Consider the following 25449-nt stretch of genomic DNA (forward strand, 5'->3'; position numbering starts at 1 on the left):
ACCTCCGGTGCGGCTCGCCGCACATCCGACCCGCCAGGGTCGAACAGCCGGACATCCCGGGCGATCCCGCTCTGGTCTGCCCTTGCCTGCGGGACCTACCGTGACGTCCATGACTGAACCTCCTCGCCCTCCAGGAGCGGGGGACTCCGGCGCCCCGCCGCCGGAGGCGACCCCGCCGTCGGCACCGTACGGCTCGTCGTCGGCGGACGAGCCTCCCACCGCACCACTGTCCGGGGCACCGGCGCCGGGCGGCTATCCCCCGCCCGGTGGCTATCCGCCGGGCGGCTACCCCCCGCCGGGCGCCGGCTACCCGGGCGGCGGCGCGTACGGGGCGCCCGCCGGCTACGCCAACAACGACGACAAGACCTGGGCCCTGGTCGCGCACTTCGGCGGGGCGGCCGGGATGTTCGTCGGCGGCGGCGTGCTGGGCTGGGTGGCCCCGCTGATCGCCCTGCTCGCCCGCGGCAACCAGTCGCCGACCGTCCGCGCGCACGCGATCGCCGCGCTCAACTTCCAGCTCATCTGGTCGATCATCGCGCTGGTCGGCTGGATCCTCGCCTGCATCCTGATCGGCTTCGTGATCGGATTCGGCGCGATGATCATCGGCATCATCTTCGGCATCCTGGCCGGGGTGAAGGCCAACGAGGGGCAGCTCTACCGCTACCCGATGTCGGCCAGCCTGATCAAGTGACCCCGTCCCGGCCGGCTCCCCCTCCGGGAGCCGGCCGGGCCCGGTCAGGGCAACAGGTCGCGGACGACCGCGTCGGCGAGCAGCCGGCCGCGCAGGGTGAGCACGGCCCGCCCGGCCGCGTACGCGCCGGCGTCCAGCAGGCCGTCGGCCCGCGCCCGCTCGGCGCCCGCCCGGCCCGCCTCGTCCAGCCCGGACAGGGGCAGCCCGGCGGAGAGCCGCAGCCGCAGCATCACGTCCTCCATGTGCGCCTCGTCGGCGGTGAGCAGCTCCCGGGCCAGGCCGGGTGACTCCCCGGCGGCCAGCCGCTGCGCGTACGCCGTCGGGTGCTTGACGTTCCACCAGCGCACCCCGCCGACGTGGCTGTGCGCCCCCGGGCCGAGGCCCCACCAGTCGGCGCCGGTCCAGTAGAGCAGGTTGTGCCGGCACCGGGCCGCCGCCGAGCGGGCCCAGTTGGAGACCTCGTACCAGGAGAAGCCGGCCGCGGTGAGGGCCGCCTCCGCGGCCAGGTAGCGGTCCGCCGCCACGTCGTCGCTGGGGTACGGCAGCTCGCCGCGGCGCATCCGCGCGGCCAGCCGGGTGCCGTCCTCCACGATCAGGGCGTACGCGCTGACGTGGTCCACCCCCGCCGCGACCACCTGGTCCAGCGAGGCGGCGAAGTCCTCGGCGCTCTCCCCCGGCGTGCCATAGATCAGGTCCAGGTTCACGTGGTCGAACCCGGCGTCCCGTGCCTCCAGCGCGGCGGCGGTGGCCCGACCGGCGCTGTGCTGCCGGTCGAGGATCGCCAGCACCCCCGGGGCCGCGGACTGCATGCCCAGCGAGATCCGGGTGTAGCCGGCGGCCCGCAGCGTCTTGAGCGATTCCGGGGTGACCGTCTCGGGATTGGCCTCGGTGGTCACCTCGGCGTCGGCGGCCAGCCCCCAGGTGCGGTCGATGCCGTCGAGGATCCGGGCCAGGTCGTCGGCGGGGAGCAGGGTGGGCGTGCCGCCGCCGACGAAGACGGTGTCCACCCGGGGCGGCGGGGTGTCGCCCAGCACCCGGCCGGCGAGGGCCAGCTCGGCCAGCACGGTGTCGGCGTACGTCTCCCGGCCGGCCCCGCCGCCCAGCTCGGCCGCCGTGTAGGTGTTGAAGTCGCAGTAGCCGCACCGGCTGGCGCAGAACGGGACGTGCACGTACACCCCGAAGCCACGCGCGCCGACGGCGCGGCGGGCGGCAGCGGGCAGCGCCCCGTCGCGCGGGACGGGTTCGCCTTCTGGAAGGACGCCGGGCATGGCCACTAGTGTGCCCGGCATGACCTCTCCGGACGCTCTCGTGCGGGTCGCCACGGCCCGTGGGGTGACCACCCTCACCCTGGACAGCCCGCACAACCGCAACGCGCTCTCCACCCCGCTGATGACCCAGCTGCTGGCCGGGCTGGCCGCGGCGGTCGCCGACGACGCGGTCCGGGCGATCGTGCTGGACCACACCGGCCCGGTGTTCTGCTCCGGGGCGGACCTGAAGGAGACCGCCGCCGCGTACGCCAGCGGGACGGTGCCGGCCGGGATGCTGGGCGACGTGCTGGTCGCGGTCCGGGAGTGCCCGAAGCCGGTGCTGGCGAGGGTGGCCGGGCCGGCGCGGGCCGGCGGGCTGGGCCTGATCGCTGCCGCGGACCTTGCGGTCTGCGCCGAGGAGGCCACGTTCGCCTTCACCGAGGTCCGGCTCGGGGTGATCCCCGCGGTGATCTCGGCGACCGTGCTGCCCCGGCTGCACCCCCGGGCCGCCGCCGAGCTGTACCTGACCGGCGATACCTTCGACGGCCGGCGGGCCGCCGAGATCGGCCTGGTCACCGCCGCCGTGCCGGCCGACGCGCTGGACGCCGCGGTGGACCGCTACCGCGCCTCGCTGGTGAAGGGCGCCCCGAAGGCCCTGGCCGGGACCAAGGACCTGCTGCGCCGCCCGGCCGCCACCGACCTGCGGGCCGAGATCGCCGAGTTGGCCGCCCTCTCGACCGGCTACTTCCTGTCCGAGGAGGGCCGGGAAGGCGTCCTCGCGTTCCGCGAGAAGCGGCCCGCGGCCTGGGTGCCCGCCGGAGACTGACGTGGGGAACGCCCCGGACGCGGGGCGTGCCGGGTCGGTCACGCAGCGGGAGACGACCGGTCGGCCGACCCGGATACCGCAGTGAGCGACGTACGCTGGGCGGGCTGTCGGGACAGGAGGTGCGGGTGCGAACGCGAGCGGCGATCGTGGCATCGGGTGTGGTGGTGGCGGTCCTGGCTCTGCTCGGCGTGTGGTTCGTCGCGAAGCAGTTCGGGCACCAGCTGCAGCTGCCGATGGCCAGCCGGACCTGCACCGTCAAGGCCGACGGCGAGGTCGTGCTCAGCGCCGACCAGATGGCCAACGCGGCCACCATCGCGGCGATCGGCGTGCAGCGGCAGATGCCCGAGCGGGCCGTGGTGGTGGCGCTGGCGACGGCGTACCAGGAGTCGCACCTGCGCAACATCGCGCACGGCGACCGGGACTCGCTCGGCCTGTTCCAGCAGCGCCCGAGCCAGGGCTGGGGCACCCCGGACGAGATCCGCGACCCGCGCTACGCGGCGAAGAAGTTCTACGCCGCGCTGAAGAAGGTCAAGGGCTGGGAGAAGCTGCGGGTCACCGAGGCCGCCCAGCGGGTGCAGCGGTCGGCCTACCCCGAGGCGTACGAGAAGTGGGCGGACGAGTCGCAGGTGCTCACCCGCGCCCTGCTCGGGCAGGCGACCGGAGCGGTGGCCTGCACGGTCGGTCCGACGCCGACGATGCGCGGCCCGGCCGCCGCCACCGCCCTGATGCAGAGCCTGGCCCTGGACTGGGGCCTGCCGGAGCTGGCCTCGGCCACCGACCTGACCGGGCTGACCGTGCCGGCCGCCAACAGCCGCAACGGCTGGCGGTACGCCCACTGGCTGGTCTCGCACGCCGACGACCACGGGGTGAAACGGGTCCGCTTCGGCGGCCTGGAGTGGACGGCCGAGCAGGGCACCTGGGCCAGGGTGAAGGGCGACCCGGCGACGCAGGTGCTGGCCGAGGTCTTCGCCGCGACCTGAGCCGGCCGGTCCCGGTCCGGGCGCGACCGTCAGCCGGCGACGGCGCCGAGCCGGCGGCGGACCTTCTCCCGCACGGAGTCGGGCAGCTCCGGCACGTCAAGCAGGCGGGGCAGCAACTCCGGCTCCAGGGTGGTCGCCCGGAACACCTCGCCGATGGTCACCCCGTGCGCCGGGCGATCGACCACCTCGACCGGGTCGCCGGCGCCCACCTCACCCTCGCGCAGCACCCGGAGGTACGCCCCGGGCACACCCCGGACGGTGAACCGCTTGATCAGGTCACGCATGCCCCAGAAGCCGGCGAAGGTGGCGCACGGAGTGCGCGGCTTGGTCACCTGCAGCACGGCGGAGCCGACCGCCCAGCGCTCGCCGATCACCGCCCCGGTGACGTCGACCGCCCAGGTGGTGAGGTTCTCGCCGAAGGCGCCCGGCCGCAGCTCCCGGCCCAGCTCGCCGGCCCACCAGCCGGCGTCCTCCTCGGCGTACGCGTAGACCGCCTGCTCCGGGCCGCCGTGGTGGGCCCGCTCGCCGATGAAGTCGCCGGTGACGCCGGCGAACCGGATCGCCACCCGACCGTCGACGGGCCGCTTGTCGATGCCGCTGCGACCGCTCTCGTCGCCCGCCCACTCCGCCTCGGTCACCACGCCGAGGTTCACCGCCGCCAGCCTGCCCGTCATGGCGGTCAGCCTAGGGGGCGCCGCCGGACGCCCGGAAACGGGTTCGTCCGCCGCGGCTCAGCCCTTGACCGCGCCCGAGACCAGGCCGGAGACCATCCGGCGCTGGACCAGCAGGAAGAAGACGATCACCGGCAGGGTGAACAGCGTCGAGGCGGCCATCACCGAGCCCCACGCGGTGTCGTCCCGCCCGAAGAAGAACGTCATGGCCACCGGCAGCGTGTACCTGTGCTGGTCGTTGACGAACGTCAACGCGAAGATCAGCTCGTTCCAGGCGGTGATGAAGGAGAAGATGCTGGTGGCCACCAGGCCGGGGGCGACCAGCGGGAAGAGGACCTTCCGGAAGGTCTGGGCCCGGCTGGCCCCGTCGATCGCCGCCGCCTCCTCCAGCTCCTTGGGCACCGCGGCCACGAAGCCGCGCAGCATCCAGACCGCGAACGGCAGGGAGAAGCCGAGGTAGGTCAGGATCAGGCTGGGCAGGGTGTTGTAGAGCCCGAGCCGCTGGATCATCAGGAACAGCGGGATGACCAGCGCCTCCAGCGGGATCATCTGCACCACCAGCAGCAGGATCAGGAAGGTGGTGCGCAGCTTGAAGCGGAACCGGGCCACCGCGGTCGCCGCGAGCAGCGCGACCAGTCCGCTCAGCACCACGGTGGCCACCGCCACCAGCGCGCTGTTGAGGAAGAAGTCCGTGAAGGTCACGCCCGGAATCAGGTTGCCCGTGAGGATCTCCCGGTAGTGCTCCAGGGTGGGCTCCGCCGGCACCGGGCGTGGCGTGGCCGAGAAGATCTCCCGGTTGGGCTTCAGCGAGGTGGCGACCATCCAGTAGACCGGGAAGGCCGCGAAGAGCGCGACCAGCAGGCCGGCGCCGTTGAGGGCGATCTTCTTCACGACTCGTCCTCCTGCCGGAGCACCATACGGACGTACACGCCGGTCACCACCAGCAGGATCAGGGTGAGGATGACGGCGATCGCGGAGCCCAGGCCGTACTTGGGCGGCGGTGAGAACGCCTCCGCGTAGGAGTAGATCGACAGCATGAACGTCGACCGGTCCTGGGTGCCGCCGGCCAGCACGAACTGCTGGGTGAAGACCTTGAAGTCCCAGATCGTGGAGAGCACCACGAGGATGCCGAAGACCGGCCGCAGCATCGGGAAGGTGACCGACCAGAAGACCTTCCACGGCCCGGCCCCGTCCACCCTGGCGGCCTCCTGGAGCTCGCTCGGCACACTCTTGAGGCCGGCCAGCACGCTGACCGCGATGAACGGGAACGAGTGCCAGACCACCACCAGGGTCAGGATGCCGAAGAAGAGCAGCGGGTCGTTGAACCACCCGTAGCCGCTCCAGTCACTGCGCCCGAACAGCGCCGTGGAGAGCCCGTCCGGGAGCTTGTTGAACAGCCAGGTGACCAGGCCGCTGGTGTCGTCGAAGATCCACTTCCAGACGATGGTGCCGGTCAGCGCGGGGGTGGCCCAGGCCAGCATCACGCAGCTCGCCACGAAGGTGGCCATCTTCTTCCCGAGCCGGTTGAGCAGCAGCCCGACCAGGGTGCCGAGGATCATGGTGAGCACCACGTTGGCCACGGCGAAGAGCACGGTGTTGCGCAGCACCGTACGGAAGAACGGGTCACCGAGGATCTGCGCGTAGTTGGCCAGGCCCACCCACGGCCACTCGCGGTCGCCCCGTAGCTGCCGGACGCTGTCCAGCTTGTAGAAGGACATCATCACGACCTGGCCGAGCGGCCAGAGCAGCAGCACTCCGATGATGGCCAGGCAGGGCAGGAGCAACAGGTACGGGAGGCGGTCCACGCGGCGGCGCCGCCGCGCGGGGATCTCCCGCGCGGCGGCTTCGCCGGTGGCCTCGGTCAGCGTGGTCACTTGGCGTTGAGGATGCTTTCCATCTCGGTGGCCGCGTCGGCGGTGGCCTTCTCGACCGTCTTCTGGCCCTTGATGACCGAGCTGTTCATGGCCTGGGTCACCGTCTTGGTCCGGCTGACCTCGACCCACTTCGGGGTGAGCGGGGTCAGCTTGGTGTTCTGCATGGCGGTGGCGAACGCCGCCATCACCTTGTCGTTGGCGTAGTTGCCGCCGCCGACCAGGTCCTTGTACACCGGGAAGAAGCCGAGGCTGCTGGCGAACTCCTGGTCCTTCTGCTTGCTGAGCAGCACGGTCATGTAGTCCCAGGCCAGGTCCTGCCGCTTGCTGTCCTTCCAGAGGGCGATGTCGGAACCACCGGCGAAGGCCGGGGCGGCCTTGCCGTCCGGACCGGGGATGGGGAACGTGCCCCACACCTTCTCGATGTCCGGGTTGTCCTTCTTCATCGCGCCGCCCTGCCAGCTACCGGCGAACGCCATGGCGGCCTTGCCGGTGGCGAACTGGGTACGGGCGTCGACCTCGTTCCAGGCGGCGGCGGCCGGCGGGGCCACCTTGTGCACGGTCACCAGGTCGGTCCAGAACTTGACCGCCCGCTGCGCCTCCGGCGTGTTGTAGCCGGACTTCCAGCTGTCGCCGTCCTTGGTGGCGATCTCTCCGCCGGCGGCCCAGAGGAAGGAGTAGAACGGCAGCTCGGAGTTGCCGGGCAGGGCGATGCCGTAGGTGCCCGGCTTCTTGGCCTGGACCGCCTTGGCGGTGGTGACCAGCTCGTCCCAGGTCGTCGGCGGCTTCACGCCCGCCTCGGCGAACCAGTCGGTCCGGTAGTAGATGGCCCGCACGCCGGCGTACCACGGGACGCCGTACTGCTTGCCGTCGAGCTGAGCGTTCTTCACCAGGTCGGGGAGGATGTCCTTCCCCTCGGACCAGCCGTTGAACTTCTCCGTGACGTCGGCGAGGGCCTCCTGCGCCGCCCAGCCCTGGGTCTCGGTGTTGCCCAGCTCGGTGACGTCCGGCCCCTCGCCGCCGGCGAGCGCGGCCTGGAACTTCTTCGGCGCTTCGAGCCAGGGGATGTACTGCACCACGACGTCGGTCTCGGGGTGCTTCTTCTTGAACTCCGCCTCGACGCCGTCGAGGAACTTGGTCTGGGCGTCGCCGCCCTCACCCATCATCCAGACCGTCAGCTTGCTGTTGTCTGCGGCCTTGTCGTCGTCGCCGGAGCCACCGCACCCGGAGAGCACCATCGCGGCCGAGGCCACGATGGCGGTGACCGGGGCCAGCCGCTTCCACCTGTTCACGCCATATCTCCCTCGGGGCCGTTTGGCACTAACCTTCTCCGCCGCACCTTAGTAGGAAAATTTCCTTTACAACAGGGGGTACTCGCGGCGGGTGGCCGTGGCGACGGTATCGCAGCCGCACGCCCGGGCGGCAGGGGTGCTGTCCGGGCAGCTCAGGGCGAGACGAGAGCGGGCGCCCGACCTGTCGGTCGGGCGCCCGCTGGAGCGCTTCAGGGGATGGGGGTCAGTAGCGCGAGACGCCACGGCGGCGACCCAGGCCGGCCACCAGGGCCACGCCGATGGCGGCGAACAGGACCTGCAGCAGCAGCTCCCGCCAGTCGATGCCGGCAGTGTCGGCGAAGCCCGAGGCCCGGGCGACGATCGTGCCCAGCAGCGCGGCGCCGACGCCGATCAGCATGTGCAGCCACATCGGCATGTTCTGTCGGCCCGGGACGATCAGGCGGCCCAGAGCGCCGACGATCAGACCAACGATGAGCGCGGTGATGATGCCCCAAACGGTGAGCTCCACGGTCGCCCTCCTTCTTCAGAATGAGTCACACGTTGTCGTGTGTTCCGGTCGTGGCCGGTAAGTTCCCGACCCGCCGAAAATCCAAACCGACTCCGGTGACGAATTGCCCCGCACGACTCTGACCTGGGACTTCAGGGTCAGATTCGGGCTCGGGGAAAGGCGGGCGACCGGCCATTGCCGGCTGACCGCGTTCAATGCCCATTCGCCGGCGCGTACGCCAGCGGGCGCCCGACCGGCCGGTCGGGCGCCCGCTGAGGCGCTTGGGGGAAGTGCGTCAGTAGCGCGAGACGCTGCGCCGACGACCGACGCCGGCCACCAGGGCCACGGCGATGGCGGCCAGCACGACCTGCACGAGCAGCTCCATCCAGTCGATGCCGGAGGTCTCGGTCGCGATGCCCAGCGCGCGGGCCAGGACGGTGCCCAGCAGCGCGGCGCCGACGCCGATCAGCATGTGCAGCCACATCGGCATGTTCTGTCGGCCCGGAACGATCAGGCGGCCCAGAGCGCCGACGATCAGACCAACGACGAGCGCGGTGATGATGCCCCAGACGGTCACGGTCAGCTCCTTCTAAGAAGTTTCACACGGTCTGTGTGGTTCCTGTCGTGACCGGTAAGTTCCCGACCCGCTCGAAACCCAAACCGACTCACTCCCCGCACCGCCCGCCGGGACCCCGCGCGTCGGTTCCGGAGTCGCAGGTTGGGGGCGGTGCCGCCCGGGAGGAAAAAATCTCCGGGGTACGCCAGAACGGCCGGCCCCCGCGGTGCGCGGGTGCCGGCCGTGGGCGCGGTGGGCTACTTCTTGCCGGCGGGCTTGCCGTCGCCGGAGTCGGAGGAGAGCGCGGCGATGAAGGCCTCCTGGGGGACCTCGACCCGGCCCACCATCTTCATCCGCTTCTTGCCCTCCTTCTGCTTCTCCAGCAGCTTGCGCTTACGGCTGATGTCACCGCCGTAGCACTTGGCGAGCACGTCCTTGCGGATGGCGCGGATGGTCTCCCGGGCGATCACCCGGCTGCCGATGGCGGCCTGGATCGGCACCTCGAACTGCTGGCGCGGGATCAGCGTGCGCAGCTTCGCCGCGATCGTCGTGCCGTAGTTGTACGCCTTGTCCTTGTGCACGATCGCGCTGAACGCGTCCACCGGCTCGCCGTGCAGCAGGATGTCGACCTTGACCAGGTCGGACGCCTGCTCGCCGGAGGGCTCGTAGTCCAGCGAGGCGTAGCCCTTGGTCCGGCTCTTGAGCTGGTCGAAGAAGTCGAAGATGATCTCGGCCAGCGGGAGGGTGTAGCGCAGCTCCACCCGGTCGGCGGAGAGGTAGTCCATGCCGAGCAGGCTGCCCCGGCGGCCCTGGCACAGCTCCATCACCGCGCCGACGTAGTCGTTCGGGGTGAGCACGGTGGCCCGCACCGTCGGCTCGTACACCTCGGCGATCTTGCCGGTCGGGTACTCGCTCGGATTGGTGACCACGATCTCCAGCCCGTCCTCCTGCATGGCCCGGTAGACCACGTTCGGCGCGGTGGAGATGAGGTCGAGGTTGAACTCCCGCTCCAGCCGCTCCCGGATGATCTCCAGGTGCAGCAGGCCGAGGAAGCCGCAGCGGAAGCCGAAGCCCAGCGCACCCGAGGTCTCCGGCTCGTAGACCAGGGCGGCGTCGTTGAGCTTGAGCTTGTCCAGCGCCTCACGGAGGTTGGGGTAGTCGGACCCGTCGATCGGGTAGAGGCCGGAGTAGACCATCGGCTTCGGGTCCTTGTAGCCGCCGAGCGCCTCGGTCGCCGGTCGCGCGTTGATGGTGACGGTGTCACCCACCCGGGACTGGCGGACGTCCTTCACGCCGGTGATCAGGTAGCCCACCTCGCCGACGCCGAGCGCGTCGGCCTTCACCATCTCCGGGGAGATGACGCCGATCTCCAGCAGCTCGTGGACGGCGCCGGTGGACATCATCTTGATCCGGTCCCGGGCGCTGATCAGCCCGTCGATCACCCGGACGTAGGTGACCACGCCCCGGTAGACGTCGTAGACCGAGTCGAAGATCATGGCGCGGGCCGGGGCGTCGGCCTGGCCGACCGGCGGCACGAACTGCCGGACGATCTCGTCGAGCAGGTGCGACACGCCCTCGCCGGTCTTGCCGGAGACCCGGATGCAGTCCGCCGGGTCGCCGCCGATCAGGTGGGCCAGCTCCTCGGCGTACTTCTCGGGCTGGGCGGCCGGCAGGTCGATCTTGTTGAGCACCGGGATGATGTGCAGGTCGTTCTCGAGGGCCAGGTAGAGGTTGGCCAGGGTCTGCGCCTCGATGCCCTGGGCGGCGTCGACCAGCAGGATGGCGCCCTCACAGGCCGCCAGGGAGCGGGAGACCTCGTAGGTGAAGTCCACGTGCCCCGGGGTGTCGATCATGTTGAGCACGGCGGTCTCGCCGGCCCGGTCACCCTCGCGGATGGTCCACGGCATCCGGACGGCCTGGCTCTTGATCGTGATGCCGCGCTCGCGCTCGATGTCCATCCGGTCGAGGTACTGGGCGCGCATCTGCCGGGGGTCGACCACGCCGGTGAGCTGCAGCATCCGGTCGGCCAGGGTCGACTTCCCGTGGTCGATGTGGGCGATGATGCAGAAGTTCCTGATGCGCGCCGGGTCGGTGGCACCAGGAGCGTTCGCGCCGGGATCGAGCGTCGGTGGCACAGCTGTCCGTTCTGGTCGGCTGACGTGAGCGGGCCGGCGCGCCGCCGGCCCCCTCTATGCTCCCACGTCGCCCGGGGCGCGCCGGGGCTCCCCCGTCACTCCTCCGGCGTCACTCCTCGGGCGGCTCGACGAAGAGGGCGGCGAGCTTCGGCAGGTGCCGGCGCGCCTCGTCCTCGTCGTCGAAGTCCCAGAAGTCGTTCAGGTCGGGCGTCCGGACCGGGTCCCGGTCGGCCGGCAACTCCGCCGCGGTGGCCTTCCGGTAGGCCGCCCAGGGCACCGTCAGCATGTCCTCGCACGCGAACTCCTCGCCGCTGAGCGCGGCGGCGCGGACCTGCGGCAGCTCGGCCAGCGAGTCCGGGTCGGCGACCGCCCGGGCGAACACCGCCCGGCCCTGGGTCATCAGCCAGCCCCGGAAGTGCTCGAAGCCGTCGGCCGAGGCGCCCCCGTTGATCAGGTAGGCCGCGCCCCAGAGGTCGACCTTGTACGACGCCGCGAGCACCCGCTGCTGGTGGCGGGCGTAGCCGACGATCTCCTCCGGGTCCCGCTCGGCGAGCAGGGCGACCGCACGGGCCGCGACCGCCGCGGGCTCTCCCCCGCCCCCGGCCCGGGCGCTGTCGATCAACTGCCAGAACTCGTCGGTCCTCATGGTCGGCCAGTCTGGCAGAGCACACCGACGTCCCGGTCCCGCCGGGCCGCCCCGGTGGGGCAGCATGGGCCGGTGCGCGCGATCTCGCTGCCCCCGGTCCCGTACGACGCGACGGCCCTCCGCCCCGACTGGGCCGAGCTGCCGCCCGGGCTGCGCGACGCGCTGGCCGCCCGGCTGGGCGGGCACCCGGTGGCGGTCCGCCCGGCCGGGGCGGGCTTCACCCGCGGCTTCGCCGCCGTGCTCACCGGCCCCACCGGCGAGCCGGTCTTCGTCAAGGCGGCGGCGCTGGCGGAGCAGCGGCACCTGGTCGACTGGTACGCCCACGAGGCCGCCGTCCTGGCCCGGCTCCCCGCCGGCCTGCCGGTCCCCCGCCCGCGCTGGGCGCTCACCGAGGCCGGCTGGTACGCGCTCGCCCTGACCGCGGTCGACGGGCACACGCCCCGGCTGCCCTGGGACCCGGCCGAGCTGGACGCCGCCCTCACCGCGTACGCCGAGGTGGCCGCCGCGCTCGCCGCGCCGCCCGCGGACCTCGTGGCGCTCGGGTTGCCGCGCCTCGCCGGCCTGGCCCGCGACGACATCCTCTGGTGGGGCGAGGTGGCCGCCGGCCGCGAACCGGCGCCGGCGCTGCCGCCCTGGGCCCCGCTGCCCGGGCTGGCCGCGCTGGAGTCCCGCCTCCCCGGCTACGCCGACGCCGCCCCCGGCCTGGCCCACTGCGATTTGCGGGTGGACAACGTCCTGCTGGACGCGGCCGGCCGGGCCTGGATCTGCGACTGGAACTGGCTCTGCCACGGGCCGGCCTGGTTCGACCTGGTCACCCTGCTGATCACCGGGTACGCCAGCGGCCTCGACGCGGACGCCGCCTTCGCCGGCCACCCGGCCGCCGCCGGCGCCCCCGCCGACGCGCTCGACGTGACCCTCGCCGCACTCTCCGGCTACTTCCTGACCAGCGCCGCCGCCGGCCCGTCCACCGCGTCCCCGCACCTCCGGGCCCACCAACGCTGGAGCGGCGAGCAGGCCCTGTCCTGGCTCGCCGCCCGCCAGGGCTGGACCTGAGCGCGCCCGACCCGGGGCACCGGAGGCGTTTTGGCTCGCCGCCGGGCGACCTGGTAACCTGGCTTTTCGCGCGGCGATGACGCATGTCCGTCGTGCGCGAAAGCAGACCAACCCGAGCTATCAAGACGAGGCTGTCGCGTGGCGAACATCAAGTCCCAGATCAAGCGCAACCGGCAGAACGAGAAGCGCCGGCTGCGTAACAAGTCGGTCAAGTCGTCGCTGAAGACCGCCATCCGGAAGTTCAACGAGGCTGCCGAGGCGGGCGACGCCGAGAAGGCCACCACCCTGATGCGTGAGGCCACCCGCAAGCTGGACAAGGCTGCCAGCAAGGGTGTCATCCACGCCAACCAGGCGGCCAACCGGAAGTCGGCGATCGCCAAGCGCATCGCCTCGTTCTCGGCCTGACGAGCGCCTGAGACCTGACCGGAAGCCCCGGGGTTACCGCCCCGGGGCTTCCGGCCGTCTGCGTTTCCGCATCCGGTCAGCGGTACGAGTCTCGTCTGGCCTCGGCCAGCGGTACGAGCCGTGCGCGCGCCTCGGTCAGCGGTGCGGGTCGTGCCGGGCCGGGTCCGGCCAGCGCTCACCCTCGCCGGGCGGGTCGGCGGGGCGGGCCGCCCGTAACGTCGGCTCGCCGGCCAGCGCCACGCCGGGCAGCGCCCGGGCCGTGGACGGCACGCTGGCCCGGCCGATCACCGGTTCCATCTGCCGGCGGAAGCGGTCCCGCTCCTGCTCCGGCACCTGCGCCGCGGTGCGGATCACCATTGCGGCGACCATGTCGTTGAGCTTCACCATGGCCGCCACCGCCGCCGGCAGCACCAGTACCGCCCACCAGGTCACCAGCTCGGCGAGGGCGAGCAGCACGGCCAGCGCCACGGCGCCCTCGAAGAAGAGGAAGCAGAGCACCCCGCCCGGGTTGACGAACCGCAGCCCGAGGACCCGGGCGTAGAGCGGCCGGTACCGCTCCTCGTCCCTCGGGACCGTCGACCACGTTCGGGTCACCGGCCGCCACCCTGCCGCGCCGCGGCCACGGAGAACACGGCCCGCTCCAGCGCGTACGCCCGGTCGTCGGCGCCGCCCTTGACCGCGGCGTTGCACTCAGCGGCCGCCCGCATGGCCTCCACGAGGCCCTCCGGCGTCCAACCCCGGGCTCGTTGCTGAGCTTTCTCAATCTTCCAGGCCGGCATGCCCAGGCTCTTGGCCAGCTGAAACGGGGCGCCCCGCCCAGCGGCGGCGACCCGGGCCACCGTGCGTACCCCATCAGCGAGCGCGTCAGCGATCGGAACCGGGTCGACACCGATGTGCAGCGCCCAGCGCAGCGCCTCCAGGGCGGCCGGGACGTCGCCGACCATGGTCGCGTCGGCCACGGTGAAGCCGGTCACCTCGGCCCGACCTCGGTAGTAACGGGCCACCGTGTCCGCCCCGATCCGTCCGTCGGTGTCCGCGAGGAGCTGCGAGCATGCGGCGGCCAGCTCGCGCATGTCGTTACCGACGGCGGCGACCAGGGCTTCGGCCGCATCCGCGGTGCACTTTCCTCCGCTGCGGCGGATTTCGTCCCGAACGAAGGCCGCCCGCTCCCGGTCCCCCTTGAGCTTCGCCGCCGGCACCACGGTCGCGCCGGCGGCCCGCAGCCCGTCGGCGAACGCCTTACCCTTGGCGCCGCCCAGGTGCAGCACCACGAGCTGTACGTCCGGGTCCGGGTTCTTCGCGTATCCGAGCAGGGCGGTGACCAGGTCCTTGCGGGCGTCCTGGCCGGCACGGAGCACGAGCACCCGGCGGCCGCCGAACAGCGACGGGCTGAGCATCTCGGCGATCTCCCCCACCGCCAGCGAGCCGGCCTGGTACTCCCGGACGTCCACATTTGGGTCGACGCTGCGGGCCCGGGCGACGGCTTCGGAGACGGCTCGCGTGGCGAGCAGTTCCTCGTCGCCGAGAACGAGCAGAATAGGGGGCAGGCTGGCGGGGGTCACGTCGCCCATATTCGCACGGCCCCCGACCGGATCGTGCCTGGTCATCGGGGACTGTGACGGCACAGCCCGCACTCAGCGCGAATCCAGACATTTGCGTCGATCTACCAGCTATCCCGATAAGCCGCCTCGATTCTCGGGGTACTTCCCGGACCGGTCTCACCGCCGCCGCCCCGGGCCGGTCCCGCGGGCCACCACCGCCAGGCCGTTGTCGGCGCGCACCGCGGCCACGTCGCCGTCGGTGTCGGTGCGCAGCACCCGGGCGCCCGCCCGGGTCAGCCGGTCCAGCAGGCCCGGGTTGGGATGCCCGTAGTCGTTGCCGACGCCCACGCAGACCAGCGCGACCGCCGGGCGGACCGCCGCGAGGAACTCCGGATCCTGGTACGCGGAGCCGTGGTGGGCCACCTTGAGCACGTCGGCCCGGAACGCGCCGGGCGGAGCGGCCTCCAGCAGCGCCCGCTGCTTCTCCGTCTCGGCGTCGCCGGCCAGCAGGATCCGCACCCCCGCGACGGTCGCCGCCAGCACCAGCGAGTTGTTGTTCGGGTCCGACCGGCTGCCGCGCAACGGGTGGGGTGGACCGAGGGCGGCCAGTTCCACTCCCCCGGCCCGCCAGCGCCAGCCCACGGGCGCGGTGCGCAGGGCGGCGGCACCGCCGCGCGCGGCTTCGCGTACCTGGGCGACGCCGTAGGGCGGCTCGGCCCACGCCGGGGTCACCACCTCGGCCACCCGCCGGCCCGGAACACCCCGGCGATCCCGCCCACATGGTTGGCGTGGAAGTGACTGACCACGAGCAATGGCACCTCCCGTACGCCGAGCCGGCGCAGGCAGCCGTCCACGCCGGACGGCCCCGGGCCGGCGTCGACCACCACCGCCCGGCCAGCGGTGACCGGCAGCACGACGGCGCCGGTGTCGTATTCGAGGACGAACGGCACTGACCGGTCCTGCTCGGTCCACACCCGGCGCCGTTCGGGCGGGGGAAGCCGCTCGGTCCCTGGACCATGATCTGCGTGTCCCCGCCTTTGCGGTAGAACAGGCCCGGGTCGTGGAAAGCGGACGCGGGCTGCCAGCGGTCCAGACGGCTGACGGGGTGGGTGCAGGCGTGGGCGGCAAGGGGCCGCGGAGGCGGTCGTAACAGGCGGTGATGCTGGTTTGCAGGCGCAGCAGCGGATCCGGCGCCGGTAGTAATTTACGCATGGGCGGCCCTTGGGGGACACCCCACACATGGGTGTGTCTGGAACCGATCGGCGCCGCTGAGAGCGGGCCTGACCTGGGCTGTAAGCGAGTCCGAGGGGTCGGTTTGGGGGTCAGCATCAAGGCGGACGGTGAAACGGACATCGACACCGACACCTACACGGCCGGTCACATCAGATCTGACGGTGCCGTGAGAGGCTGTGTGAGTCGAGTGCCGGCGGCGCTGATGGTGGTCACTGTATGGGCCATCATCATTGTTGCTCCTCGGCCAGAGGTGCGGGTAGGCGTCAGACGCGCAGCCGCTGCGGCGGGCGGGACCGCGTTGACAGGTTTGGTCAGGTTCTGTCAGCTCGCGGCCTACCTCAGAGACGCGCATGCTGGTCGGACACCAGCGGCTCGGTCTGACAGACGTCGCGGGTCGGGTTCTGTCACGCGGCCTCCCATAGTGACAGGTCCGATGCGGGCGGGGTGGTCACGGCGCGTAGGACGCGCACGAACGCGGAGGCGCTGGCGTTGGACAGTTGGTGCCTGTCTGCGCGCAACTGTCAGGCGAGGGCTTTGCAGGACAGCGGGATTCCCTAGGCGGTGAGGGTGCGGGCGGCGGTCCGGGCGGCCGGGACCAGCGCAGCGACCTCCGGGCCTCGGTCCCGGCCCGGCGGGCCGCCGCGCGGCTGTCCAGGACCGTCGGGTCTTGGTCCGGGGCGGCGGGGACCGTGGTGGGGAAGTCCCGGACCGCGGCAGTGTCCGCGGAGGCCCGCAGCGGCGGTCCGGGGACCGGCGCTCTGGTGTCCGGGACCGGCGCGTCAATGGTCAGCGGCGGTCCTGGCTCGGTCCGCATCGGCCGGGCGTTGCGTTCGGCTGGGGCGGCCCTCGGCACGCCGAGAGCGATCTTCACCATCGCCAGGAAGCCGAGCGCTGGCAGCGCGACGGCAACCCAGCCGATCACGGATGCGTCCGCCTTTGCAGGGTCGGCGATAGGCGGTGTCCGGGATGTGCCGGCTCCATTCGTCGCGGCTAATGGACTCCCCAATGCCGGCGCAGACCCAGGCGGCGACACGCTCTGGTCAGGGTCGGGTCAGGGCCCCAGAGCCGCATGGTGGTGTCGGCGCTTGTGCCGGCGATGGCGGTCGCCCTGCCCGACGGCGCAGGCCCCCACCACCAGCCGGGCGGCGGCCAGCCGCGGCGAGCAACCGGACCGGTAACGTGCCGAGCACCACCGCGACGGCACCGAGCCGGCGCAGCAGCGGTCGCCGGATGGCGAACAGCAACGCCACGGACAGCGCGGCCAGCAGCAGGGCTCCGGTCACCCCGCCTGGCAACCGGTCTGGGCGGCGGGCGCCGGGTTCGCCGCCTGGTGGCGAGCTGGCCGGCCTGGTGGCTGGTGCTGGTGACACCACGGCGGCGGCCACCCCGAGCACGGTGACGGGCACGACGGCCGGCACGGCCAGCAGGCCCACCGTCCCGGAGATCCCGGCGATCACCGGGCCGCAGGCGAGCTGCGCGGCCGCCCGCACCGCCAGCGCCTCGGCCAGCCCGGGCGGTACGCCCCGCCGGCGCAGCGCGTCCCGCCAGCCGGGGGCGAGCAGCAGCAGTCCGCCGGTGGCGCACACCGAGAGCGCGAACCCGGGGTCCCCGGCCAGCTCCGGGTCGACCAGCACCAGCACGGTGACCGCGGCGGCCAGGGCGGGCAGCGCGGCCCGGGACCGCCCGGTGGCGAGCGCGGCCAACCCGATCGCCCCCATCGCCGCGGCCCGCACCACGCTCGGCGAGGGCCGGACCAGGATCACGAACCCGACCAGGGCCAGTACGCACAGCGCGGCGGCCGTCCGCGGACCGGCCCGGGCCCAGCGGGCGAGCAGCAGCACCGCCCCGACGACGATGGCCACGTTGAACCCCCCAAACGTCGGTCCGACCCATGACTACTTTCCGTCACTTCGGCTGATCATGCTTACAAGCCCCTGACCTGCGGCTTTGCATGATCCTCTGCCTTGCTAATCATGATCAGCAAAAGCTCTCGCTCGGAGCATCACTGCCGTTTGACTGCGGCCCACCCGAGGTGCTGGCACCGGAAGATCAAACCCGGCAACGCAAGATCACCAGACCGGACACGGCCGAGTGATCTTGGGCAAGCAGCGAAGGTCTTAACTATATTAAAGATCATGTCCAAAGTAGAACAGGAGCGGTAGGTCCCTCCCGCACCAGAGGGCTGAAACCTATGTTGATCTTGGGGGACGCCGACGTTCCTCGGAAGGTGATTTTCCACCCGGAAACAGGCTAGCGACCAGAGAACCTCCTGAGACATCATGTTCGCTGGCACGGGAGGGACCGGGATGACAGAACAAGAAGTTCGTTTCGTTAGCGACGAAGTCGAGGCGTACAGGCAGAGCGGCGGTTTGTCGTTTCGGCCACCCCTCATCGAACGGTCCCCCGACCCCGCTGGATTTGAGTACTGGTGGCGGTTGCTAACCTTCCTCTTCCCATTCAAGGATCCCGCGAGCTTTCCCGCACTTCCCAAGCAGTTGCTCGCGCCCCATCGGGACATTCTCGACCGCTACTGCGACGAAGCCGTACACCTGGCCGAAAGTCAGTATTTGAATGGAAATTCGGAAGTTCGGATAACAGTCAAGAACCAAGGTGCTGTAGAAAATATCGAATCCTCTTTTCCTCCGAAGGAGATTGCGCGGGGTTTTCAAGTCACCTTCAGGCAGTTCTACTCCAACAAGGAGCGGGCCGCGTTCGTCAACGTGCGCAACGCGATTGCAGGCGTAGCGAAGACGCAGTGGGATAGCAGCAGCGAGGAGTGGGAGCAGCTTGCACTCTGGGGCAAGGCGCACATACAAGCTGCTCGGCAAGCCCCTCAAGCTGCTGGTTAACAGAAAGATGTTTCCGCAGTCGGACATGATCGCGGGCGATTATCCGCCTTACCCGCAACAGCTCATTTCCGCATACTTCTACGGGGACGGCATCCACTACGACCGCACTCACGCACAGGACTTGTCGGCACTGCGGAAGACCCCATTCGACTACACATGGTCTGAGTACCGGCTAGGTGAGGCGATGTTGGGACTAGCTCATTTGTATATTGGCTTCTCCGGAGTTGTCCGCGCGATCCTCGGAGACGACTAATTACCCCAGGTCAGCCGAGAAGCTGATTACGGGGGTCGGCAAGTACCCGCTTCGCCCAATCAAGCTGAGGGCAACCATCCTTAGTGCATTGTCGACACGTGCCAGGTTGCCACGGCTTCTCAGTGCGACTGTGCATGTCCATGGTTCGGCTTGCCGCCCACACAAGCTCGGAGAAGGTCACCGGTTCGTCCATCGGCATGATCTACGCCTTCCGGGTGGTCATGGTTGGTCCCGCCCAAGAGGGCGGAGTCCATGCGTCGCGCTCCCCCTGGGCGGCTTCCATGGCGAACCTGCGTTTGCCGAACAAGGAACCTCGCCACACCAGCAACCTTAGAGACCTTTAGTACCTAGGGCAATGTTGGTCTTGAAGGGGGGTAGTCAGCATGATCCGATGGAAGGTGCCGAACGAAGGAACCTCCACATGCCCATACCAACCGGCGGCTACCGCGAGGTAGCCGAAGACTTGGCCACGCGCATCAAGAGCGGGGAGTACCCGCGAGGTGAGCGTCTGCCGACCTATAAAGAGCTTGCCGACATTTACAGCGTCAGCGTCACTACGGTCCAGAGGGCAATCATCATCCTTCAGGACCGCGGTTTGGTTGTGGGTCTACAGGGTCGCGGCCTGTGGGTTGCTGAGGAGCTACCGAGCTAACCTCATTTTTGAACAGCTTCTCTTGAGGGTTCTTCAGCTCCAGCGGGTGAGAAAGAAACTCTCTGTATGGAAGAGGCTTACGTGTAGCCTGTCGAAGAACCGCCTTCCATACCGGCGTGAACGTAGAATAGATGAGTGCGTTGAAGTTCTCTGCCTCATTGTTTACTTCAGTAGCGTACGCCTGATACTGCTGCTCGTAGAACGCAAATGCTGCCATGGCCTTTTCTATGTCGAAAACCGCAGCACTGTTGAAGCACCTACTTAAAGCCTCCATGCAGTTCCGGGCGGCGATTTGGATTTCAACAGGGGCGAACGACTCAAGCTCTGCGAAAGTATCCCGGACAACCTCTTGCCGCTTTAGCGTTTCCGGTAGGTCAAATTGGATGCTCGGCTTCTCACCGGTCGCCGCCTTTCGCTCAACCGCCTCTTTGGCCAGGTTGAGCATCTTTAGCACTCTGGAAGAGTATGCCCAAACGGCTTTCTTGAATGCCGCAGTCACTTCCCGCCTCTTCGCCATCTCGGCGAAGATACGCTCCCGTAGAAAGGAATCACGAGAAGAGCGGCGACCAAGGGTCGCGCCCAAGTAGACACCGACGAGCGGCCCAATCGCGGCCAGAATGCTTGGCAGGTGCTTCAGAAAGGCAGCCATCTAGTCATCCTCGTCCGGGTCAGTATCCGCGTCCGGCTCCGTCTCGTCCGGCTCAGTCTCCGCCTTGGCCGGTGGAACCGAACGATCCCTTTTTAGGATGTCCCAACCCTCTTGGTCAGTGGGAAGGACTTCGTAGCCGTCAGGCCATTTGAACGCCTTAGTTGCTGGCCGCTCGACCGCGACGGCGTCAGTTAGGATGAGCTTAATAGGTAAGACATCAGTGAAGTCGGCACCATCACTAAACGTCGCAGCCATGAAGTAGCCCAGGCCGCGGAACTCTGCCTGCGTAAAGTCGGACAATTTCACAAAATGCGCCTGCCGAAAGTTCGCAAACAAGTCAGCCTTGAACCGAGAGAACTCCGCGTTTCCGTCAAACGTGGCTCGCGGCGCATTGAACGAGGCGGTTACGTGACATGATTGGAAATCTGATTCACCGACCAGGATCGCGCCAGATAGGTTTAAGGTCCCTATACGACACCCGCCAAGGTCGAATTCAACGAGGGTCGCACCTCTCAAGTTGAGGTCCATCGCCCCCCAATAGACATCGTTCAAAAAGACATTCTCGGCGATTGTTGAGTAGTACCAGAAATGCCGGTTCAGCAAGTCTTGCGCAGCCCTCCTGACCTCCAATTCCTCAACCAAGGTAGAGTCCTGCGGAAAGACCACGCCGAGCAGCACGGCGACGGCGATCCAGCCGTAGCGGCGGACCGGGGCGGCCGGGCGGCCGAGCAGGCCGCACAGGTGCAGGCCGGTGAGGAGGGCCAGGCCGGCGGCGACGGCGGCCAGCGTGGCGCTCGCCGCCACGGTCGTGTGCAGGCCGGCCAGGGCGGCGAGCCAGGCGGCCACGGCCAGCCCGGCCAGTCTCAGGTCGGGCACGTCGCCGGCCGTCGCGCCGCCGCCTCCGGCCTCCGGTCCGCCTGGACTGCCGAGGTCCCGCGCCGGTCTGGAGATGTGCCGGTCGCTCACACCGTCACCAGGTCCTTGAGCTGCTCGTACCGGGCATCGCCGATGCCGTCGACCTGGCGCAGGTCCGAGACCGAGCGGAACCCGCCGTGCTGGTCGCGGTGGTCGAGGATCCGCTGGGCGAGCACCGGGCCCACGCCGGGCAGCGCGTCGAGCTGGGCGAGGGTGGCGGTGTTCAGGTTCACCGGGCCGCTTCCCGGCGCCGCGCCGCCGGCCGCCGGTCCGCCCCCACCGGCCGCCGGGGCGGCCTGGCCCGGTGGGGCGGTGACGCCGACCAGGATCAGCTCGCCATCGGTGACCTTGCGGGCCGGGTTGAGCAGGGCGACGTCGACGCCGGGCAGCGCGCCGCCGGCCGCCTCGATGGCGTCGGCCACCCGCGCGCCGGCCGGGAGGCGGACGAGGCCGGGGCGGCGGACCTTGCCGGCCAGCGCGACCACCACCTGACCGGCGGAGGCGGTGGGCGCGGGCGCGGAGGTCTCCGGTGTGCCGACCGCGGCGACCGGACGGACCGGCTCTGCCTGTGGCCGGGAGCGCCAGGCCCAGACTCCGGCGACCAGGACCACCACGGCGGCCACGACCGCGAGGGCCCGGACACCCCGCCGGCCGGGGTCGAAAGCGCCCGGGCCGGGCAGCCTGGACGCCAGGGAAGGCCGCCGGCCATCGGCCTCGTCGGCCGCGACCGGCGGGACCTCGTCACCGGGGCCTGACCGTAGCTGACCGATGTCGACCGGCCTCGCCACCGGCCACCGCTCGCCGGCTTCGGGGTCCGGCTCAAAGCGATCAGACTCAGGCGCGAGGCGGGATGCACGCTCGGGAACCGGTCCCCGGACCGCTCCGAGTGGCTGAGGATCAGCGGAGGAGGAGCTTCGCCCGGGCCACGGCGGGTCTGGCTCGACGTCCGGACCGGGCCGGGAGCCGGCTTCCGGCATGGCGCCACCGCGCGGCGGGGCGAGACCGTCCACCGGCTCGAACAGCCGGGACAGCCGCCGCCGTACCGTCGTCTCCTCGTCTTCTGGCACGGCTGGAAGCTACGGCGGTACCCGGCAGCCGAGCCCGGCACCAGCGCTCGCCTGTGGACGACGAGCTGCCCTGTGGACGAACCGCCTGATCATTCCGGACTGTGCTAGCGGGCCGGTGACAGCTCCCGGTCGGAGCGGCGGACAGCACCGGTGACCACAGCGGGCCGTCGAAGTCGCGGTGCAGGTCGCGGGTAACGCGGTCAAGGCGGCCCGGGTAGAGCCGCGAGAACTCGGCTGAGCGCCAGCCTCGCTGAAGCGGCATGCGGCATCGGTATGCGGCCAAGGCGAGCAGAACTGAGGCTCAGACCGCCTGAACGGCTACGGGAACGCCCGGCCCCCGGCACGTCGGGGCGCTGTCAGCACTCGTCCGGTTCCGCATCCCGCGCTTGGTGCGGCCGGTGGACGCTGATCCACGCTTCCACGTCCTCGACCAACCACACGGCTCCCCCGGCCAGCCGATCGAAGGGCTCGGGAAAATCTGCCCGGCTGGTGATCTGCACGACTCGGGCGCGGGACACCTGGAGGCGTTCCTGTAGCTCGGCGCTGCCGTACAGCCTGCGGACCATGCATCGACGCTATGCAACCCGAAACTGTCATACATGACAGCTGTCATACTTGACACTGATGGGTGCGACAGGGAAGGTCTTACTTGAGCCCGCAGGGAAAGCAGTCGGGCGGGGCTCCCAGTAAGCGGTCCGGCTACCCGATCAGGGATCGGTGGCCGGACCTGCCCGTCTCTGGAGGTGGTCATGATCGAGCGGGAAGCACCCCGGTCCGAGTGGGTCCCCGAACTGGCGAAGCGGATCATCCGGCGGCATTGGATCCTGGGCCACTGCGAGCGGTGCCAGGGGCAGGCCGGAACGTGCGGGTCGCTGCGGTGGGCTCGGGACCGGATCAAGGCGCGCCGAATGGCCGGCGACCTGCCCGGCTCACCGCCGTGAGCGACCTGCTAGCGGGCCGGGGACAGCTCCCGGGCGAAGCGGCGTACGGCGTCGGTGACCGCCGCCGGGTTGTCGAAGTTGGCCAGGTGAGCGGCGCCCGGGATCAGCTCGATCCGGGTTCCGGGACGGGCCCGGGCGAACTCCCGCTCCCCGGAGCGGAACAACCGGTCCCGCTCCCCGTTGAGGATGAGCACCGGTGCGCGCACCGCCGCCAGGCTCGACGCGTCGAACCGGCCATGACGTCGCGCCAGGCGACCGGGAGGGTGTGGAAGGCGTACCCGTCGGCGATGGTGGCGTCGACGACCTCGGGCGGGTAAAGGCGGCGCAGCAGCCGGTCGTTCCAGCGGGTGAGCCGGGCGGCCGGCAGCCGGGCGACCAGCGACGCCACCAGCCGGTACGGGACGGCCAGCGGCCCGGTGGTGGCCACGCTCGCGCCCATCAGCACCAGCCCGGCCAGCAGGTCGGGGTGCCGGCGGGCGAAGTGCAGCGAGACGTAACCGCCGAGGGAGTGCCCCACCACCAGGGCCGGGCCGGCGTCGAGGTCGCGTACCGCCTCCGCCACGATGTCGGCGGCCCGGTCGAGGTTCCAGGGTTCGGCCGCGCGGCGGCCGTGCCCGGGCAGGTCGACGGCCGCGACCGGGAACTCGGCGGCGAGGGCGGGCAGTTGCGGCTGCCACTGGCCGCGGGCGAAGCGGGTCCCGTGCACCAGGACGATCGCGGGATGATCCACAATGCTCAGTCTGCCTCCGGGTCCAGCCCGAGCGCCGCCCGGCCTCCGTCCACCGGCAGGGTGACCCCGTTGACGAAGGCCGCCCCCGCCGACAGCAGGAAGGCGACCACCTCGGCGACCTCTCCGGTACACCCGATCCGGCCCACCGGGTGCAGTCGGACCAGTTCCGCCTCGACCCGGTCCGCCTCGACCGGGTCCAAGCCGGCCAGGAAGGCGGCGTGCCGCTCGGTGTGGATCGAGCCGAGCGCGACCGCGTTGGTGCGGATCCCCCGGCCGCCGTAGTCCACAGCGAGGGCCCGGGTCAGCCCCTCGACGGCGGCCTTGGCGGTGGCGTACGGCAGGGCGCCCGGCACCGCCCGGCGGGCCTGGTGGGAGGAGACGTTGACGATGGCACCACCGGCGCCGGCGGTCAGGAACCGGCGTACGGCGGTGCCGGCGCCGACCACGGCGGGGCGCAGGTTGGCGGCGATCAGGTCGAACACCTCCCCCGCCGGTGCGCGGTGCAGGGCGGCGTCCTGGAACACGGCGGCGTTGTTGACCCAGCCGGCCAGCGGAGCGGCCGCCTCGGCGGCATCGGCGGCCCGCCCGGTGACCTGCTCGTCGGCGGCGTCGCCGGCCACGGGGCGCAGCCGGTCGGCGGCCGGGTGCCCGGCCAGCCAGTCCAGCGCGGCCTCGTCCCGCTCGACGACGACCACCGTGCCACCGTCGGCCGCGAGCCGCTCGACGATGGCCCGCCCGACACCGCGGCCGCCCCCGGTGACGACGTAGGACCGGGCGATCATCCGACCACCCGAGGCCCGGCAATCTTGGCGAGTTGTCGTTCGGCAGGAACGGAAGGTCCCCAAGATCGGACCAGCCGGGTCCCGCCGACCATGACACCGGCCACGGCAGCAAACGCGGTCATGGGCGTCGGTGGAGGACGACGCAGGCCAGGCCGGGGCCGGCGTGCGCGGCGATGACCGCGCCGGCCTCGGTGACGTACGTGTCGTGCAGCCGGTCGCCCAGCCGCTCGGTCAGCGCGGCCACCAACTGGTCGGCGCGTTGGGGCGCGGCGAGGTGGTGCACGGCGAGGTCGACCTCGGCGTCGCCGGCCGCCTCGACCGCCAGGTCGACCAGGCGCGCGACGCCCCGGCTGGCGGTGCGGACCTTGTCCCGCACCACGATCGAGCCGTCCGGCATGTGCATGATCGGCTTGACCGAGAGGGCGGTGCCGAGCAGCGCCTCGGCCGCGTTGATCCGGCCGCCCCGGCGCAGGAACTCCAGGGTGTCGACGTAGAAGAAGATGGTGGTGCGGTCGACGGCGTCGAGCGCCGCTTGGCGTACCCCGGACAGGTCCGCGTCCCCGGCGGCGGCCGAGGCGGCGGCGAGCACCGGGAAACCCAGGCCCATGCCGGCGGAGCGGCTGTCGACCACGGTGACCAGGTCGTCGCCGACCTCGGCGGCGGCCAGTCGGGCCGCCTCCACGGTGCCGGAGAGTTCGGCGGAGAGGTGCACCGAGACGACCCCGTCGGCGCCGCTGGCGAGCAGCTGCCGGTAGACCTGCGCGAACTGTTCCGGGGCCGGTCGGGAGGTGCTCACGGTGACCCGCCGTCCGCTCAGTACGCGGGTGGCGTCCGCCGGGAAGGTCTCGACGCCTTCCAGCCCTTCGGCGCCGTTGAGCACGACGGTCAGTGGGACGACGGTGAGCCGGTACGCGCGGACCAGCTCGGGTGGCAGGTAGGCGGTGGAGTCGGTGACGACCGCGACGGGCATGCCCGGC

General features: G+C 70.9%; 26 protein-coding genes and 3 pseudogenes. 8 read left to right on the forward strand and 21 right to left on the reverse strand.

The genetic code is table 11. The features are described from left to right. Nucleotides 1-109 precede the first annotated feature (109 nt). The gene (locus AB0F68_RS22360) at nt 110-691 is read left to right on the forward strand and encodes a DUF4870 domain-containing protein (RefSeq protein ID WP_357341483.1); all 582 of its coding nucleotides are present in this window, start codon (nt 110-112) and stop codon (nt 689-691) included. A gap of 44 nt (nt 692-735) precedes the next feature. Here the strand turns inward: AB0F68_RS22360 and hemW are convergent, their stop codons facing one another. After that, complete coding sequence (gene hemW, locus AB0F68_RS22365; RefSeq protein WP_357341484.1) at nt 736-1959, reverse strand: radical SAM family heme chaperone HemW; 1224 nt, start codon at nt 1957-1959, stop codon at nt 736-738. Between the two features lie 19 nt (nt 1960-1978). On the opposite strand from hemW, the gene AB0F68_RS22370 reads away from it, so the two are divergent. Together AB0F68_RS22370 and AB0F68_RS22375 are read left to right on the forward strand one after the other, a co-directional pair. After that, nucleotides 1979-2764 carry an enoyl-CoA hydratase-related protein gene (locus AB0F68_RS22370; protein WP_357341485.1) on the forward strand — a complete coding sequence of 262 codons (786 nt, stop codon included), beginning with the start codon at nt 1979-1981 and terminating at the stop codon, nt 2762-2764. A 119-nt stretch (nt 2765-2883) separates the two neighbouring features. Then, nucleotides 2884-3744 carry a hypothetical protein gene (locus AB0F68_RS22375; RefSeq protein WP_357341486.1) on the forward strand — a complete coding sequence of 287 codons (861 nt, stop codon included), beginning with the start codon at nt 2884-2886 and terminating at the stop codon, nt 3742-3744. Nucleotides 3745-3773: 29 nt separating this feature from the next. Here AB0F68_RS22375 and AB0F68_RS22380 read toward each other — a convergent pair whose 3' ends face one another. From AB0F68_RS22380 to AB0F68_RS22415, 8 genes are all read right to left on the reverse strand, one after another. After that, complete coding sequence (locus AB0F68_RS22380) at nt 3774-4418, reverse strand: MOSC domain-containing protein (RefSeq protein ID WP_357341487.1); 645 nt, start codon at nt 4416-4418, stop codon at nt 3774-3776. Nucleotides 4419-4475: 57 nt separating this feature from the next. Further along, nucleotides 4476-5306, reverse strand: a complete 831-nt coding sequence (locus tag AB0F68_RS22385) for a carbohydrate ABC transporter permease (protein ID WP_357341488.1) — start codon at nt 5304-5306, stop codon at nt 4476-4478. After that, nucleotides 5303-6289, reverse strand: a complete 987-nt coding sequence (locus AB0F68_RS22390) for a sugar ABC transporter permease (RefSeq protein ID WP_357341489.1) — start codon at nt 6287-6289, stop codon at nt 5303-5305. The genes AB0F68_RS22385 and AB0F68_RS22390 overlap by 4 nt, the downstream gene beginning before the upstream one ends. Then, complete coding sequence (locus tag AB0F68_RS22395) at nt 6286-7578, reverse strand: sugar ABC transporter substrate-binding protein (RefSeq protein WP_357341490.1); 1293 nt, start codon at nt 7576-7578, stop codon at nt 6286-6288. The genes AB0F68_RS22390 and AB0F68_RS22395 overlap by 4 nt, the downstream gene beginning before the upstream one ends. 223 nt (nt 7579-7801) lie before the next feature. Beyond that, nucleotides 7802-8086 carry a GlsB/YeaQ/YmgE family stress response membrane protein gene (locus AB0F68_RS22400; protein WP_357341491.1) on the reverse strand — a complete coding sequence of 95 codons (285 nt, stop codon included), beginning with the start codon at nt 8084-8086 and terminating at the stop codon, nt 7802-7804. Nucleotides 8087-8360: 274 nt separating this feature from the next. Then, nucleotides 8361-8648, reverse strand: a complete 288-nt coding sequence (locus AB0F68_RS22405) for a GlsB/YeaQ/YmgE family stress response membrane protein (RefSeq protein ID WP_357341551.1) — start codon at nt 8646-8648, stop codon at nt 8361-8363. A gap of 230 nt (nt 8649-8878) precedes the next feature. Beyond that, nucleotides 8879-10756 (reverse strand): translation elongation factor 4, encoded by a 1878-nt coding sequence (lepA, locus tag AB0F68_RS22410; RefSeq protein ID WP_357341492.1) that lies wholly within the window; start codon nt 10754-10756, stop codon nt 8879-8881. 109 nt (nt 10757-10865) lie between these two features. Next, on the reverse strand, nt 10866-11402 hold the full coding sequence (locus AB0F68_RS22415; RefSeq protein WP_357341493.1) for a DUF4240 domain-containing protein: 537 nt from the start codon (nt 11400-11402) through the stop codon (nt 10866-10868). A gap of 72 nt (nt 11403-11474) precedes the next feature. On the opposite strand from AB0F68_RS22415, the gene AB0F68_RS22420 reads away from it, so the two are divergent. Both AB0F68_RS22420 and rpsT read left to right on the forward strand, forming a co-directional pair. After that, nucleotides 11475-12455: a phosphotransferase gene (locus AB0F68_RS22420; RefSeq protein WP_357341494.1), complete on the forward strand. Its 981-nt coding sequence runs from the start codon at nt 11475-11477 to the stop codon at nt 12453-12455. A 138-nt stretch (nt 12456-12593) separates the two neighbouring features. Next, nucleotides 12594-12860 (forward strand): 30S ribosomal protein S20, encoded by a 267-nt coding sequence (gene rpsT / locus AB0F68_RS22425; protein WP_357341495.1) that lies wholly within the window; start codon nt 12594-12596, stop codon nt 12858-12860. Between the two features lie 135 nt (nt 12861-12995). On the opposite strand, the gene AB0F68_RS22430 is transcribed toward rpsT, so the two are convergent. The 4 genes and pseudogenes from AB0F68_RS22430 to AB0F68_RS22445 all read right to left on the reverse strand — a co-directional run. Further along, nucleotides 12996-13454 (reverse strand): hypothetical protein, encoded by a 459-nt coding sequence (locus tag AB0F68_RS22430; RefSeq protein ID WP_357341496.1) that lies wholly within the window; start codon nt 13452-13454, stop codon nt 12996-12998. Continuing rightward, on the reverse strand, nt 13451-14431 hold the full coding sequence (gene holA / locus AB0F68_RS22435) for a DNA polymerase III subunit delta (RefSeq protein WP_357341497.1): 981 nt from the start codon (nt 14429-14431) through the stop codon (nt 13451-13453). The genes AB0F68_RS22430 and holA overlap by 4 nt, the downstream gene beginning before the upstream one ends. A 147-nt stretch (nt 14432-14578) precedes the next feature. Further along, a pseudogene (locus tag AB0F68_RS22440) lies at nt 14579-15321 on the reverse strand (MBL fold metallo-hydrolase); the annotation flags it as partial. Nucleotides 15322-16645: 1324 nt separating this feature from the next. After that, a pseudogene (locus AB0F68_RS22445) lies at nt 16646-17499 on the reverse strand (ComEC/Rec2 family competence protein); the annotation flags it as partial. Between the two features lie 441 nt (nt 17500-17940). On the opposite strand from AB0F68_RS22445, the gene AB0F68_RS22450 reads away from it, so the two are divergent. Continuing rightward, entirely contained in the window at nt 17941-18483 is a 543-nt protein-coding gene (locus tag AB0F68_RS22450; RefSeq protein ID WP_357341498.1) for a hypothetical protein, read from the forward strand. A 674-nt stretch (nt 18484-19157) separates the two neighbouring features. Beyond that, nucleotides 19158-19388, forward strand: coding sequence for a winged helix-turn-helix domain-containing protein (locus AB0F68_RS22455; protein ID WP_357341552.1), 231 nt, complete (start codon nt 19158-19160; stop codon nt 19386-19388). Here the strand turns inward: AB0F68_RS22455 and AB0F68_RS22460 are convergent. The 4 genes and pseudogenes from AB0F68_RS22460 to AB0F68_RS22475 form a co-directional block, all read right to left on the reverse strand. Then, nucleotides 19312-20037, reverse strand: coding sequence for a hypothetical protein (locus AB0F68_RS22460; protein WP_357341499.1), 726 nt, complete (start codon nt 20035-20037; stop codon nt 19312-19314). The genes AB0F68_RS22455 and AB0F68_RS22460 overlap by 77 nt on opposite strands. Next, nucleotides 20038-21003, reverse strand: a complete 966-nt coding sequence (locus tag AB0F68_RS22465; protein ID WP_357341500.1) for a hypothetical protein — start codon at nt 21001-21003, stop codon at nt 20038-20040. It abuts the gene before it with no gap. After that, a pseudogene (locus AB0F68_RS22470) lies at nt 21000-21710 on the reverse strand (ComEA family DNA-binding protein); the annotation flags it as partial. The pseudogene AB0F68_RS22470 and the gene AB0F68_RS22465, both read right to left, overlap by 4 nt. Before the next feature lie 665 nt (nt 21711-22375). Continuing rightward, complete coding sequence (locus AB0F68_RS22475) at nt 22376-22585, reverse strand: DNA-binding protein (RefSeq protein ID WP_357341501.1); 210 nt, start codon at nt 22583-22585, stop codon at nt 22376-22378. Between the two features lie 183 nt (nt 22586-22768). On the opposite strand from AB0F68_RS22475, the gene AB0F68_RS22480 reads away from it, so the two are divergent. Next, a complete protein-coding gene (locus AB0F68_RS22480) occupies nt 22769-22960 on the forward strand; it encodes a hypothetical protein (RefSeq protein WP_357341502.1) in 192 nt (63 codons plus the stop codon). Nucleotides 22961-22968: 8 nt separating this feature from the next. Here the strand turns inward: AB0F68_RS22480 and AB0F68_RS22485 are convergent, their stop codons facing one another. The 4 genes from AB0F68_RS22485 to AB0F68_RS22500 form a co-directional block, all read right to left on the reverse strand. Next, the gene (locus tag AB0F68_RS22485; protein WP_357341503.1) at nt 22969-23124 is read right to left on the reverse strand and encodes a hypothetical protein; all 156 of its coding nucleotides are present in this window, start codon (nt 23122-23124) and stop codon (nt 22969-22971) included. Beyond that, nucleotides 23064-23690 carry an alpha/beta hydrolase gene (locus AB0F68_RS22490; RefSeq protein WP_357341504.1) on the reverse strand — a complete coding sequence of 209 codons (627 nt, stop codon included), beginning with the start codon at nt 23688-23690 and terminating at the stop codon, nt 23064-23066. Before AB0F68_RS22490 ends, AB0F68_RS22485 begins: the two co-directional genes overlap by 61 nt. A gap of 5 nt (nt 23691-23695) precedes the next feature. Continuing rightward, on the reverse strand, nt 23696-24472 hold the full coding sequence (locus AB0F68_RS22495; RefSeq protein ID WP_357341505.1) for an SDR family oxidoreductase: 777 nt from the start codon (nt 24470-24472) through the stop codon (nt 23696-23698). Between the two features lie 118 nt (nt 24473-24590). Next, nucleotides 24591-25442 (reverse strand): DegV family protein, encoded by an 852-nt coding sequence (locus tag AB0F68_RS22500; RefSeq protein WP_357341506.1) that lies wholly within the window; start codon nt 25440-25442, stop codon nt 24591-24593. Nucleotides 25443-25449 lie beyond the last annotated feature (7 nt).

This window comes from Micromonospora sp. NPDC023966, assembly GCF_040639095.1.
Taxonomy (GTDB): Bacteria; Actinomycetota; Actinomycetes; order Mycobacteriales; family Micromonosporaceae; genus Micromonospora.